Source organism: Halomonas sp. V046, assembly GCF_052645355.1.
Genome location: NZ_JBQXYF010000001.1, coordinates 42,044 through 56,740, shown reverse-complemented (window position 1 = coordinate 56,740; position 14,697 = coordinate 42,044). Strand labels below are relative to the sequence as shown.

Here is a 14,697-nt window from a genome sequence, read left to right as displayed (position 1 = left end):
GCGCTCTCGCGGTGGAAGAAGTGTTTTTCGTTCTAAAAAGATAGATATTAATTCTTTTACGTTATTATTCGCCCCGCGGTATTCTCCCTCGCATGCCATTTTCGCCCACGTCATGCGAGGTATCCGGGCCATGACCAGTCTTCATGCACCTTCCCGCGAGGGAGCCGCTCAGGCCGGCGCGACACTGACGCCGAAGCGCCTGACGCACCTCAAGCAGCTCGAGGCCGAGTCCATCCACATCATTCGTGAGGTGGCCGCCGAGTTCGCCAATCCGGTGATGATGTACTCCATCGGCAAGGATTCCTCGGTGATGCTGCACCTGGCGCGCAAGGCTTTCTATCCAGGGTCGCCACCGTTTCCGCTGCTCCACGTGGACACCACCTGGAAGTTTCGGGAAATGATCGAGTTTCGCGATCGTATGGCCGCGGAAGCGGGCATGGAGCTGATCGTGCATACCAACGAAGAAGGGCGAGCGGCCAACATCAACCCCTTCGATCATGGCTCCAGCGGCTATACCGACGTGATGAAGACCCAGGCCCTGAAGCAGGCCCTGGACAAGTACGGCTTCGATGCCGCCTTCGGTGGCGCCCGTCGCGACGAGGAAGCCAGTCGTGCCAAGGAACGCGTGTTCTCGTTCCGTGACAAGCACCACCGCTGGGACCCGAAGAACCAGCGTCCGGAGCTGTGGAACCTGTACAACGCTCGGGTCAACAAGGGCGAATCGATTCGTGCCTTCCCGCTGTCCAACTGGACCGAGCTGGATATCTGGCAGTACATCTATCTGGAAAACATCGACATTGTGCCGCTGTACTTCTCCGCCCCGCGCCCGGTGGTCGAGCGTGACGGGATGCAGATCATGGTCGACGACGAGCGCTTGCCGCTTGACGAAGGCGAGACGCCGGAATTGAAGTCGGTGCGCTTCAGGACCCTGGGCTGCTACCCGCTGACCGGCGCGGTGGAGTCCAAGGCCGCCACCCTGCCGGACATCATCCAGGAAATGCTGCTGACCCGCACCAGCGAACGCTCGGGCCGCGCCATCGATCACGATCAGGCCGGCTCCATGGAGAAGAAAAAGCGCGAGGGATACTTCTAAATGGCTCATCAATCAACGCTGATCGCCGACAATATCGAGCAGTATCTCCACGAGCACGAGAACAAGGATCTGCTGCGCTTTATCACCTGCGGCAGTGTCGATGACGGCAAGTCGACCCTGATCGGGCGCCTGCTGCACGACTCCAAGATGATCTTCGATGATCAGCTCGCCGCCATCACCCAGGCGTCCAAGACCCAGGGCACCACCGGGGAAGAGGTCGACCTGGCGCTGCTGGTCGATGGCCTGCAGTCAGAGCGTGAGCAGGGCATCACCATCGACGTGGCCTACCGCTTCTTCTCGACCGACAAGCGCAAGTTCATCATCGCCGACACCCCGGGGCATGAGCAGTACACGCGCAACATGGCCACCGGCGCCTCCACCGCGGGGCTCGCGGTCATCCTGATCGATGCGCGCTATGGCGTGCAGACCCAGACCCGGCGCCACAGCTTCATCGCCGACCTGCTGGGCATCCAGCACCTGGTCATCGCGGTCAACAAGATGGACCTGGTCGAGTACTCACAAGAGCGCTTCAACGAGATCGTCGCCGAGTATCGGGCGTTTGCCACGCAGCTCTCCGCCGAGGACATCCGTTTCGTGCCGCTGTCCGCGCTCAAGGGCGATAACGTGGTCGATCGCAGCGATAGGCTCGGCTGGCACCAGGGGGAGACCCTGCTCGAGCTGCTCGAGACCGTCGAGGTCAGCCGCGATCAGAACCTGACCGACCTGCGCCTGCCGGTGCAGTACGTCAATCGCCCCAACCTGGATTTTCGCGGTTACGCCGGCACCCTCGAGGCGGGCATCCTGCGTGCCGGTCAGGCGATCAAGGTGTTGCCATCGAACAAGGTCAGTCGCGTCGATCGCATCGTGACCTTCGACGGCGATCTCGATGAAGCCTATCCGGGCCAGGCGATCACCGTGACGCTCGCCGATGAGATCGACATCTCGCGCGGTGACTGGCTGGTGGCCGAAGACGCCGACATTGCTCTGTCCAGCGCATTCGAGGCCGATATCGTGTGGATGCACGAAACGCCGCTGGAGCCGGGTCGCCAGGTCGATATCCGCCTGGCCGGGCGTTCTGTGGCCGGGCGTGTGGAGGAGATTCTGTATCAGGTCGACGTCAACACGCTGGAGAAGCATGGCGCCGAGCGGCTCGAGTTGAATGCCATTGCGCGGTGCAAGGTCTCGCTGACGGCGGACGTGGCCATCGATGACTACGCCCGCATCCCTGGTACCGGCAGCTTTATCGTCATCGACCGCCTGACCAACGTCACCGTCGGTGCCGGCATGATCCGTGGCGTCGCCGAAGCCGATGCCAGCGCCGTGGGAGAAGTCGATTGGGCCGGCTTCGAAATCGAGCTCAACGCCTTGGTGAGAAAGTACTTCCCGCACTGGGAAGCCAAGGACCTGCGCGAGCTGCTCAAGGGCTGACGGTCCCGGCAGTACCCTCCTATCAGCGGATCCCGGTGCACCACCGGGGTCCGCTTTTTTGCGGCTCTTGGTCGGTCGCCTCCGGACGGTCGGGGCGACCCGGGACGCGCTGGCCGTTGCGCGATGAGTCGCCCCGATAGCGCCAAAAGCCCGGTGGAACAGGCCCTTGCCATGGACTTCCCTGCCACTTTTGGCTTGTCCATTTCGCGCCGGGTTCAGTCCCGTGACACGGCAAGGCCTAAGCGATCACGGATGGCATTTATCCTTATCGGGCAGGCACTTGGTGATCCGCTGGTCTCTGATCTAAACCAAAGGCAGGATGCGGTGCTTGCGTCGTCACAGAGGCGGCATCTGCCCTTCGGCTGTGCAAGGAGGTCTGACCATGATTGCATGCCATCTTTACGACAATATCGAAATAGCCTGCCTTTACCACTTCCCGGTAAAGCTGTCCTTGCGAGGCGGCGCCGAGAGGCACGGGGAGGCCCTGGATACCGACTTCAACGAACAGCGCGAAGAGTGTCTGTCGCTCAAGACCGAGCGCGGCGACAAGGTGGTGGTGCTGGACGAGATTACCCGGATGGAAGTGTTGATCGACAACCCGTACTTCATGGTGCTGGACTTCGTCTGATCGACCGCTGGCATAGCTGACATCACTGCCTGGCAAGCGCTGCCCCATGGCCTGTACTGGGCCCTGGGGCAGCGTCGTTTGCGCGGCCTGAAGTGTCAGGGAACGGGGCAGGGAACAGCGCTGATCTATCGGGCGCTACGCTGACCTATCGGGCGCCATGCTGATCTATCGGGCGCCATGCTGATCTATCGGGCGCCACGCTGATCTATCGGGCGCCACGCTGATCTATCGGGCGCCATGCTGATCTATCGGGCGCCACGCTGATCTATCGGGCGCCACGCTGATCTATCGGGCGCCATGCTGATCTATCGGGCGCCACGCTGACCTATAGAGCGCCACGCTGACCGGCGCGACGGCCTTAGCCCGCCCGGGTGGCGACCAGCACGGCGCGTCTTGGTGCCGGATAGCCTTCGCGGGTAAGGTTTGGGTCTGCGGGGTCGAGAAAGTCCGCCAACGACTGAAACGTCATCCACTCGGTGGCGCGCTGCTCGTCCAACGACGTGATGGCCTCGTCCACTACCTTGACGTCGCAGAAGCCCGAGCGCTCCAGCCAGCCCTTGAGCGCGGCGGAAGAGGGCAAGAAGTAGACGTTGGGCATCGCCGCGTAACGATCGCCTGGCAGCAGCACGGTGGTGTCGTCACCCGCCACCACGAGTGTTTCCAGCACCAACTCGCCCCCCGGGCGCAGGGTGTCGCGGAGCTGAGCGAGGTGCTCAAGCGGTGACGGGCGGTGGTAGAGCACGCCCATGGAGAAGGCGGTATCGAAGAAGCCAAGGCTCTCCGGCATATCCTCGATGCCGACGGGCAGAAAATGCGTTCGGCCCTGATCGGCAGCGCCGATGAAGTGCTTCACCGCCTGAAACTGCCAGTAGAAGCGTGGCGAGGGGTCGATGACCAGCACGAACTCGGCGCCGGCCCCGCTCATGCGCCAGGCGTGATAGCCATTGCCGCCGCCAACGTCGAGCACTCGGCGTCCCTTCAGCGGTGCCAGGTGGGGCGCGACGCGCTGCCACTTCCAATCGGATCGCCATTCGGTATCGATGGCGATGCCGGCCAGGCGGTAGGGCCCCTTGCGCCAGGGCATCAGCGCCTTGAGCAGGTTCTCGCACTGGCGCGAGCGGCTGTCGTCGAGCTCGACGTCGACCGTGACGCTGTCCGCGTCGAGCCGCACGCAGCGGCGGTCTGGCAGGGCCGGAAGCTTGGCGACGGCCTTTTCCCAGCCGGGCAGGTCGCCATGGCGCTTGCGGTCCAGGCCCTGGGCAAATTGCTCGGGCAAGCGGGCCAGCCACTTGCCCATGGCTTCGTGCTGGAAGGACTGCTCGAGGAAGGCGCGGTACAGGGCGCGTTGATGATCCGGCACGCTCACGGCGTCATCTCCGCGTCAGGATCCTTGAAGGCGACCATCGAGGCGAAGTTCATGTACTGGAACCAGGTCAGCGAGCGCGAGAAGCCGGCAGCGGCAAGACGTCGGTGGTGGTCATCCAGGCGATCGGGAACCAGCACGTTCTCCAGCGCGTTGCGCTTCTGGCTGATCTCCAGGTCGCTGTAGCCGTTGGCGCGCTTGAAGTCGTGATAGCGCTCGACGAGCCAGGCGTTGTCCTGCTCATCGCCAGCCTTGATCTTCTCCGAAAGCACCAGGACGCCGCCGGGCTCCAACGCCTCGTAGAGGCGCACGAGCAGTGCCTCGCGCTCCCCCGGATCGAGAAACTGCAGGGTGAAGTTGAGCACGATCATGCCCGAGGCGCGGTAGTCGAGGGTGCGGATATCGCCCTCTATGATCTCGATGTCATGATCGGGGTATTCCTCGGCCAGGGTCTCGCGGGCGCGCTTGACCATGGCCGGCGACAGATCGACCCCGGTCAGCCGGAAGGCATCGCGCGGCAGGTGCCCGGCGAGGGCCAGTCCGCCCGCGCCGAGAGAGCACCCCAGGTCATAGACGTGGGCGCCATGGCGCAGGTGACGGCGGGCGATGAGGCCGAGCATGGCCAGTATCTGGCCGTAGCCCGGCACCGAGCGCCGGATCATGTCGGGGAAGCAGGCGACGACCTGCTCGTCGAACGAAAAGCGCGCCACCTTGTCCAGGGGTGTGGAAAAGATGGCGTCACGGTAAGATGCGTCACTCATGGGTCGACGGTGTCTTGGAGCTGGAAAGGAGCATATTCTACGCGTCAAGACACGCGGCTGCACGACAGCTCGTCAAGGAGAGGATGAATGTCAGAGATCAATCGGACGTCGGCTTGGTCGGCGCTCAAGGCCCACGCCGAAGAGGTCGGGAAACGTCATCTGCGTGAGATGTTTCACGATGCACCGGATCGTTTTCAAACGTTTCGGCGTGAAGCGGCCGGTCTGACACTGGATCTCTCGAAGCAGCGCTGGGAACAGGACACCGTCGATCGGCTCCTGGAGCTCGCCGAGCAGGCCGAGGTCCCCGAGGCGATTCGCCGCCTGCTCGCCGGGGAGAAGGTCAATATCAGCGAGGATCGTCCGGCGCTGCATACGGCCCTGCGGCTACCCGAGGACGCCTCGCTGGTGGTCGAAGGAGAAGACCTGGTGCCAGGCGTTCACGCAACGCTTGCCCGGATGGACGCCATGGTGGAGCGCTTTTTGTCCGGGCAATGGCGGGGCGCCACCGGCAAGCCGATTCGGGATGTGGTCAACCTGGGCGTCGGCGGCTCCGACCTGGGGCCGCTGATGGTGACCAATGCTCTGGTCGACCGTCGTCCCGACGCCAGTCACCCGGTCGAGGTCCATTTCGCCTCGACCATGGATGGCTCTCAGCTGGCGGAGTACCTGGCCCGCTTCAACCCGGAAACGACGCTGTTCGTGCTGTCCTCCAAGTCCTTCACCACCATCGATACCCTGTCCAACGCGACCACGGCACGGGACTGGCTGCTGGCGCGGCTCAACGGGGTATCGCGGGAAGAAGGAGTCGACAGAAGCCTGGTGATGCGTCAGCACTTCATCGGCATCTCGGCCAGTCCCGACAAGATGGCCGAATGGGGCATCTCAAGCGATCATCAGCTCGAGTTCTGGGAGTGGGTCGGCGGTCGCTATTCGCTGTGGGGCGGCATTGGCCTGCCCATCGCCCTGGTCATCGGCATGGACGGCTTTCGCGAATTGCTCGCCGGTGCTCACGCCATGGATCGTCACTTCCAGACCGCGCCGCTCGCCGACAATCTGCCGGTGATGCTGGCGCTAGCCGGCATCTGGAACAACAACTTCCTCGATATCCGCGCCCATTCCATTCTGCCCTACGACGGCCGCCTGGAGTACTTCGCCGCCTATCTCGAGCAGCTCGAGATGGAATCCAACGGCAAGTCCGTGACCAACAAGGGAGAGGCGGTCGAGTACTCGACCTGTCCGGTGCTGTGGGGGCAACTCGGTCCCAATGCCCAGCACGCCTTCTATCAGTTGCTGCACCAGGGCACCCAGGCGGTGGAGTGTGATTTCATCGCGCCATTGTCGCGCTATGACGACGTGACGGATTCGGCGACGCGGGCGCACCTGATGAGCCAACATCGCCTGACCCTGGCCAATTGCTTCGCCCAATCCCGGGTGCTGATGCTCGGCGATGACGCCATCGACGACGAAGGCCCGCGGCCGGGGCACATGCGCTACCGCGGCAACCAGCCATCGACGACGCTGTTGCTGGAGCGCCTGACGCCCGCCACCCTGGGCGCGCTGATCGCCCTCTATGAACACAAGGTCTTCGTCCAGGCGACCATCTGGGGCATCAACCCGTTCGATCAGTGGGGCGTTGAACTGGGCAAGAAGATTGCCAACGAGACCCGTGACATCATCGAGAAGCGCGAAGGGGTAGAAGCGATGGATGCCTCGACCCGAGGCTTGATCGAGGCGGCCTGGCGGACGTCTGACCAGTAAGGCCGGGCCAGGCCCCTGCGTATCCATCGACCAACATGCCTGGGGTAAGCTCGCGGGAGCGTCAACGGCGCTCGACCGATGCCTCGCGCCGAGCTCGGGCCTTGCCCGGCGGGGAGGCAGCGACGAGGTTCGCTGCGACAAGCGCGGAGAAGGGGACGGATGCTGGTAAAATATACAGGGTTTCCGGTATGCTGAGCGAAAGTGCAGCAGGCGCCGCGGCTAGCGGTGTGCTTTATTTGCATGGGTTCAACAGCGCTGGGGCATCGCCCAAGGCGCGGCTGGTGAAGGCCGCCTGTGACGACCTGGGGCTTGCCTGTCGAACCCCGGATCTCGCCTCCAGGGCCAACGATGGTTTGTCGGTTGCCGAGGCGGCGCTTGCGCAACTGGGGCCACGGCCGGTCGTTGTGGGCAGCTCCATGGGCGGTTTTCTGGCCACGGTGCTGGCCGAACGCCACGACCTCAAGGCGGTGCTGATCAACCCGGCGGTGCGCCCTGCGGGATTGGTCGACACCATGTTGGGTCAGCGCTTCATCAACGACTATACCGGCGAGAGCTTTGCCATAGAGCCGGCGCACCGTGACCAGATCGCGGCCATGACACCCGAGACGGTGTCGCCCTGGCGCTATCTGGTGCTGCTGGTAACGCAGGATGAGACGTTGAGTAGCCCAGATACCTTCGCCGCCTACCGGGGCGCGAAGATGATCCTGCACCCGGGCGGCGAGCATGGCTTCGCGGCCTTGGCCGACTACCTGCCGGCGGTGCTGGCTTTCGCCGGCTACCGCCTCGCGCCGGGGCGCATTGCGCCCGTCGTCCCCGGCGCTTGAATCGCGCTCCAAGCGCTGGCCTAGCAGGGCCTTCCAAGGCCAGGCGTGGGCCAGGCGCAGGCCATCCTGGCAGCGTTCAGGCAGGCCCTTGTCTTGCTTGCCGCCATTGTGCGCTGCGCTGGACGTCGGCTACGCGCGGGGCAGTTCGTACCAGCAGGCCGGCGATACGCCTTCGATGAGCGATCGGAGCGCAGGCGCCACGCCATCATGATCTCAGCCACCTGGATGCCCTCCACCATGACCTTTGCTATCACGATGATGGATCTCGCATGACCCAATACAGTGCCAGTTCGATTGAGGTGCTCTCGGGACTCGATCCGGTGCGCAAGCGCCCGGGCATGTACACCGACACCTCGCGCCCCAACCACCTGGTTCAGGAAGTCATCGACAACAGTGTCGATGAAGCGTTGGCCGGGCACGCCAGCGAGATTGCCGTGCGTCTGCGCGAAGACGGCGGTGTCGAAGTGGAAGACAACGGCCGTGGCATGCCCATCGATGTTCACCCGGAGCACGGCGTGTCGGGCATCGAGCTGATCATGACGCGACTGCATGCCGGCGGGAAGTTCTCGTCGTCGAGTTACCGCTTCTCCGGCGGACTGCACGGCGTCGGCGTGTCGGTGGTCAACGCGCTGTCTCGGCGTCTCGAGGTCGAGGTGGCTCGGGACGGTGATCGCCATGGCATGGCCTTCGAGCATGGCGATACCGTATCGCCGCTGGCGGTGATCGGTTCGGCGCCCAAGCGGGCCAAGGGCACGTTGGTGCGGTTCTGGCCGGATCTCAGCTATTTCGACAGCCCCAGCCTGTCGGTGCCGCGGCTCAAGCACTTGCTGCGGGCCAAGGCGGTACTGTGCCCCGGGCTCAAGGTGGTGCTGGTCGAGACCGATGGCACCGAAAGCGCGTGGCAGTTCGAAGACGGCCTGCGCGACTACCTGGCGCAGACCACCGACGGCTATGAGGTACTGCCGGCCCATCCCTTCGTTGGCCACTTCGCCGACGATGAGCAGGCCGTGGACTGGGCCATTCAGTGGCTGCCGGAAGGCGGCGACTCGCTGATGGAAAGCTACGTCAACCTGATTCCCACGGCCCAGGGTGGCACCCACGTCAATGGCTTGCGCTCGGGCATGCTGGACGCACTGCGGGAGTTCTGTGAATACCGCAGCCTGTTGCCCCGCGGGGTCAAGCTCACCGCAGAAGACCTGTGGGAACGCGTCGCCTACGTGCTGTCGGTGAAGATGCTCGATCCCCAATTCGCCGGTCAGACCAAGGAGCGGTTGTCGTCACGCACCGTGGCGGGCTTCGTCTCCGCGGTGGTCAAGGACGCCTTCTCGCTGTGGCTGAACCATCATGTCGACCAGGCCGAGGCGTTGGCCGAACTCGTGATCAGCGCCGCCCAGCGGCGTCAGAAGAGCTCGAAGAAAGTCGCACGCAAGAAGGTCACGTCGGGGCCGGCTTTGCCCGGCAAGCTGGCCGACTGCAGCGGCCAGGACCCGGCGCTCAGCGAGCTGTTTCTGGTCGAGGGGGACTCGGCCGGCGGCAGTGCCAAGCAGGCTCGCAACCGCGAATCCCAGGCGATTCTGCCGCTGCGCGGCAAGATCCTGAACACCTGGGAAGTCGACTCTCATGACATCTACGGCAGCCAGGAAGTCCACGATATCGCCGTGGCGGTAGGCATGGATCCGGTCAGCGAAGACCTGACCAAGCTGCGCTACCACAAGATCTGCATCCTCGCCGATGCCGACTCCGACGGCCTGCACATCGCGACCCTGCTGTGCGCGTTGTTCGTGCGCCACTTCCCGGCACTGGTCGACGCTGGTCACGTGTTCGTCGCCATGCCGCCGCTGTACCGCATCGATCTCGGCAAGGAGGTGCACTATGCCCTCGATGAGAGCGAGAAGGCCGCGATCCTGCGTCAGCTCGAAGGCAAGCGAGGCACGCCGAACGTGCAGCGCTTCAAGGGCCTGGGCGAGATGAGCCCGCTGCAGTTACGCGAAACGACCATGGCGGTGGAGACCCGGCGCCTGGTGCAGCTGACCCGGGAACAGGACGACGGCACCATGGAAATGATGGACATGCTGCTGGCCAAGAAGCGAGCCAGCGACCGCAAGAGCTGGCTCGAAGACTACGGCAACCTGGCGGACATCGAGATATAAACGCGGTAGGCGCGGTGAGGCCGAAGCGCGCCTTCAACCTGGGTCAGATGCGGAAAGCCAGGTACAGAAAGCCAGATGCGCAAAGCCCGACGCAGAAAGCCAGATGCGCAAAGCCAGATGCGGGCAGCCGCTCGGCGACGGCGCGACAGGAACCTTAAGGCGCCTCGGCCACGAGCGTTAACCGCGTCGCCGGTGGGTGTCTGGTGGATGTCTGGTGGATGTCTGATGAGAGAAAGCCCGGGACGTCGCCACGCCCAACGGGGCGGCAACGGCAGAGAGGCGCAGGGCTTGTTCACGCTGTCGGCTTGTCGCTTCCGGCTGCTTTCAAGAGATCGTGATCTCCGTCCCTGGTGGCGGGGCGGGAAAGAGAGAACCTATGACCATAGATATTCCGGTGGCGGAGGGCGACGTCGAACGCCTGTCCCTTCGCGAGTACACCGAAAAGGCGTATCTCGACTATTCGATGTACGTCATCCTCGATCGAGCGCTGCCACATATCGGTGACGGCATGAAGCCGGTCCAGCGGCGCATCATCTACGCCATGCGCGAGTTGGCGCTGAATGCCAATGCCAAGTACAAGAAGTCGGCGCGTACCGTCGGTGACGTCTTGGGTAAGTTCCATCCCCACGGCGACAGCGCCTGCTATGAGGCCATGGTGCTCATGGCTCAGCCGTTCAGCTATCGCTATCCGCTGGTCGATGGACAGGGCAACTGGGGGAGTCCCGACGATCCCAAGTCCTTTGCCGCCATGCGTTACACCGAGGCGCGCTTGTCCCGGTTCGCCGAGGTACTGCTGTCCGAGCTAGGGCAGGGCACCGTCGACTGGACGCCGAACTTCGACGGCACCATGAACGAGCCGGTGGTGTTGCCAGCGCGCTTGCCCCATGTGCTGCTCAATGGCGGCACCGGTATCGCCGTGGGCATGGCGACGGATATTCCGCCGCACAACGTGCGCGAAGTGGTCGAGGCGACCTGCCATGTGCTGCGCAACCCCGGTGCCACCACCGTCGATTTGATGGAGTATCTGCCGGGGCCGGACTTCCCGACCCTGGCCGAGATCATCACCCCGGCCGCCGAGCTCAGGAAGGTCTACGAGAGCGGGCGGGGCTCGGTGAAGCTGCGTGGGCGTTATGTGATGGAAGAGGCGCAGGTGGTGATCACCGCGCTGCCTTACCAGGTCAGTGGTGCCAAGGTGCTGGAGCAGATCGCCGCCCAGATGCAGGCCAAGAAGCTGCCCATGGTGGCAGACCTGCGTGATGAGTCGACCCACGAAGAGCCGACGCGCCTGGTCATCGAGCCGCGCTCCAATCGGGTCGATATCGAGGCGTTGATGGCGCACCTGTTCGCCACCACCGATCTTGAGAAGAACGTGCGCATCAACCTGAACGTGATCGGCCTTGACGGTCGTCCCCGGGTGATGCCGCTGCCTGACATGCTCAGCGAGTGGCTGGAGTTCCGCCGCACCACCGTGCGCCGACGGCTGGAGCATCGCCTGAGCAAGGTTCAGGACCGCCTGCACCTGCTCGAAGGCCTGCTGATCGCCTATCTCAATATCGACGAGGTGATCCGCATCATCCGCGAGGAGGACGAGCCGAAGCGCGCGCTTATCGCGGCCTTCGGCCTGTCCGATCGCCAGGCCGAGGCGATCCTTGAGCTGCGCCTGCGCCACCTGGCCAAGCTCGAAGAGATGAAGATTCGCACCGAGCAGGATGAACTCGAGGCAGAGCGCAAGCGCCTCGAGAAGCTGCTGGGCAGCGCCGCCGCGATGACCAACCTGATCGAGAAGGAACTGCGTGAAGCGGCCGAAGAGTACGGTGACGACCGCCGCTCACCGATCGTTGTGCGTCAGGAGTCCAAGGCACTGTCGGAGGTCGAGTTGGTGGGCGCAGACCCGGTGACGGTGGTGCTCTCCGAGAAGGGCTGGATCCGTGCCGCCAAGGGCCATGATATCGACCCCAACGGGCTGTCCTACAAGGCCGGCGACCGCTTCCACCTGGCGGTCCGCGGCAAGACCAACCAGCCACTGGTGCTGCTCGACGATACCGGGCGCGCCTATACGTTACCGGCCCATCAACTGCCGAGCGCCAGGGGCCAGGGTGAGCCGGTGACCGGCAAGGCCAATGTGGTCGCCGGCGCCAGCATGACCGGGGTGATGCTGGCCGCCCCGACGACGCGCTTCTTGCTCGCCTCCGATGGCGGTTATGGCTTTATCGCCAGGCTCGAGGATCTGACCGGCAAGAATCGCTCCGGTAAAGGCGTGCTGAGCCTGCCGAAAGGCTGCAACGTGATGGCACCGGTGGAACTGCCCGACGGCGAAGGCCTGACCGTGGCGGCGGTCTCCAATGAAGGCCGCCTGCTGGTGTTCCCGCTGGAACAGCTGCCGGAGATGTCCAAGGGCAAGGGCAACAAGATGATCGATATTCCCGGCGCTCGGGCTGCCCGCCGCGAAGAATTCGTGCGTGGCGTGGTGGTGCTGGCACCGGGCCACTCGCTGGTGGTCCACGCCGGCAAGCGCAAGGTCACGCTCAAGGGCGACGAATTAGACTATTATCGGGGCGACAGGGGGCGACGCGGCAGCAAGCTGCCCCGCGGCCTGCAGAAAGTGGATCGGCTCGAGACACTCGAGACGTAGCACGCACTGATAACGCCCCCGCGGCTGGGCCTGTAGAAGCCCCCGCGGCTGGGCTTGTAGAGGCGCCCGCGGCCGGGCTTGTAGAGAGCCCTCGCGGCTGGGCTTGTAGAGGCGCCCGCGGCCAGGCTTGTAGAAAGCCCCCACACGACCGGCTGCCGTCAGGCGGAACGTTTCGCTTGCACGATTCGACGCCTGCGGCCGCCAGCATAGCGATCACAAGGGACATTCATGACACGTCGTATCCTGATGCGCGCCTCCGGTCAGGCGCGCCCCGGTCAACTGGCAGGGCTCGGGCGAGCGCTGGCCAAAAGCGGTGCGCGGCTTCTCGATATCAACCAGAGCGTGACCTTCGGCATCGTCTCTCTGGAGGCCCTGGTGGCCTTGGATCATGAGGCAGACCTCGAAGGCGCACTCGGAGCGACCGGTGCCGAGCTTGGCCTCGATGTGCAGGCGATCCAGATTGGTGCCGAGGAGTATCATCGCTGGAGCGTTCAGGCCAGCCGGCCGCGGCTGATCATGACCCTGCTGGCGCCGCGCCTGCCGGCGGGTATTCTGGCCGAGGTCGGTGGACTGACCGCCGCGCACGGTTTGACCGTGGAGCTGATGCACCGGCTGTCCGGCCGTGAGCCGCTGGATGGCGAGGCGCCGGCCCAGGGCAGCTGCGTGGAATGCTGGCTGCGCGGCGATGAGGTCGATGTCGAGGCCCTGCGCGAGAAGGCGCTGGCCCTCGGGGCGGCCCACGGGGTGGATATCGCCCTGCAGGAAGACTCGATCTGGCGCACCCATCGCCGCCTGGTGTGCTTCGACATGGATTCGACCCTGATCCAGGCCGAAGTCATCGATGAGCTGGCCCGCCGCCATGGGGTCTACGATGAAGTGGCCGAGGTCACTGAGCGGGCCATGCGCGGCGAACTCGATTTCCAGCAGAGTTTTCGCGAGCGCATGGCCAAACTGAAGGGGCTCGATGAATCGGTGCTGGCCGAAATCGCCGACGAGTTGCCGCTCATGGACGGCGTCGAACGCCTGATGCGCCACCTCAAGCGGCTGGGCTATCGCACGGCGATTCTCTCGGGCGGCTTTACTTATTTCGCGCGATATCTTCAGCAGCGCCTCGGATTCGATGAGATCCATGCCAACGAGTTGGTCATCGAGAATGGCAAGGTCACCGGCGAGGTGCGCGAGCCCATCGTCGATGCCGATCGCAAGGCCGGCCTGCTGCACGAGATTGCCCGCCGTGAAGGCTTCAGCATGGAGCAGACCATCGCGGTGGGCGATGGGGCCAATGATCTCAAGATGCTCGCCGCGGCAGGCCTAGGTATCGCCTTCCGGGCCAAGCCGCTGGTCCGCAGTCAGGCGCGCCAGAGCATCTCGACCCTGGGCCTGGATGCGGTGCTGTATCTGATCGGCTATCGCCAGGCCGACCTGGACGGCGGCGATCGAGAGGCCGAGGCGCCACACGCCTAGCCGTCACTCTACCTCCGAAGGTCGGCCGAGTAGCGAGGTGATATCGGCTACGCAGCTCTGATAACGGGGCGGGAACGAGTATTCGTTCCCGCCCCGTTTGTCTGTCTGCCGCTCGTTTTCCCTTGGTGGTGGGCTCACCCTCTGCTGTGGGCTTACGGCTCTCGAGGGCAGAAGCGGTCATTTTCGCGAGAAAGTCATCGTGCTGCGCTCCCTGATCGGGGTTCGGCCATGGGGCTGACATGGTGCTGACATGAGGCTGGCATGGGGCTGACATGAGGCTGGCATGGTGCTGCCGTGGCTAAATGGGGGTAGGTGAGGCGCCTTCGTCTGTGCGTCAACGCTAGTCGGCAGGCCCGATTGGCCGGGTGAGTCACCGTTGACACTCACTTTCCTTGTACCTCCGATGGGTAGGGCGCTTGTCCTCATGCGCCCCATGCATTGGCTATTGGCTCATGTGGAATACCTCTTTGAATCTCCGGCCATCCTCTGGCGGGTGATGCCTTTGTTTGTGCGATTCGCGTAGGTTTCGTCGTCGCGTTTGCTGTCGTTCTCAACGCCATACGAAGAGAAAAATAACGCTAGATCGATAGATTGGG

General features: G+C 64.0%; 10 protein-coding genes. 8 read left to right on the top strand and 2 right to left on the bottom strand.

The annotated features are described in order from the left end of the window. The first annotated feature begins 130 nt into the window (after positions 1–130). From cysD to ACUN9Y_RS00215, 3 genes are all read left to right on the top strand, one after another. A complete protein-coding gene (cysD, locus tag ACUN9Y_RS00225) occupies positions 131–1,093 on the top strand; it encodes a sulfate adenylyltransferase subunit CysD (RefSeq protein WP_445458664.1) in 963 nt (320 codons plus the stop codon). Then, positions 1,094–2,521, top strand: coding sequence for a sulfate adenylyltransferase subunit CysN (gene cysN / locus ACUN9Y_RS00220; RefSeq protein WP_445458663.1), 1,428 nt, complete (start codon positions 1,094–1,096; stop codon positions 2,519–2,521). A 382-nt stretch (positions 2,522–2,903) separates the two neighbouring features. Continuing rightward, positions 2,904–3,149: a Rho-binding antiterminator gene (locus ACUN9Y_RS00215; protein ID WP_445458662.1), complete on the top strand. Its 246-nt coding sequence runs from the start codon at positions 2,904–2,906 to the stop codon at positions 3,147–3,149. Positions 3,150–3,507: 358 nt separating this feature from the next. Here ACUN9Y_RS00215 and cmoB read toward each other — a convergent pair whose 3' ends face one another. Then, positions 3,508–4,515: a tRNA 5-methoxyuridine(34)/uridine 5-oxyacetic acid(34) synthase CmoB gene (gene cmoB / locus ACUN9Y_RS00210; protein ID WP_445458661.1), complete on the bottom strand. Its 1,008-nt coding sequence runs from the start codon at positions 4,513–4,515 to the stop codon at positions 3,508–3,510. After that, positions 4,512–5,273, bottom strand: coding sequence for a carboxy-S-adenosyl-L-methionine synthase CmoA (gene cmoA / locus ACUN9Y_RS00205; protein ID WP_445458660.1), 762 nt, complete (start codon positions 5,271–5,273; stop codon positions 4,512–4,514). The genes cmoB and cmoA overlap by 4 nt, the downstream gene beginning before the upstream one ends. Before the next feature lie 87 nt (positions 5,274–5,360). Here cmoA and pgi point away from each other — a divergent pair, with 87 nt between their 5' ends. The 5 genes from pgi (at position 5,361) to serB (ending at position 14,101) form a co-directional block, all read left to right on the top strand. Beyond that, complete coding sequence (gene pgi / locus ACUN9Y_RS00200) at positions 5,361–7,031, top strand: glucose-6-phosphate isomerase (protein ID WP_445458659.1); 1,671 nt, start codon at positions 5,361–5,363, stop codon at positions 7,029–7,031. Between the two features lie 188 nt (positions 7,032–7,219). Next, entirely contained in the window at positions 7,220–7,855 is a 636-nt protein-coding gene (locus ACUN9Y_RS00195; protein WP_445458658.1) for a YqiA/YcfP family alpha/beta fold hydrolase, read from the top strand. A 269-nt stretch (positions 7,856–8,124) separates the two neighbouring features. Further along, complete coding sequence (gene parE, locus ACUN9Y_RS00190; RefSeq protein WP_445458657.1) at positions 8,125–10,005, top strand: DNA topoisomerase IV subunit B; 1,881 nt, start codon at positions 8,125–8,127, stop codon at positions 10,003–10,005. Between the two features lie 376 nt (positions 10,006–10,381). Then, a complete protein-coding gene (parC, locus tag ACUN9Y_RS00185; protein ID WP_445458656.1) occupies positions 10,382–12,637 on the top strand; it encodes a DNA topoisomerase IV subunit A in 2,256 nt (751 codons plus the stop codon). Between the two features lie 228 nt (positions 12,638–12,865). Beyond that, positions 12,866–14,101 carry a phosphoserine phosphatase SerB gene (serB, locus tag ACUN9Y_RS00180; RefSeq protein ID WP_445458655.1) on the top strand — a complete coding sequence of 412 codons (1,236 nt, stop codon included), beginning with the start codon at positions 12,866–12,868 and terminating at the stop codon, positions 14,099–14,101. Positions 14,102–14,697 lie beyond the last annotated feature (596 nt).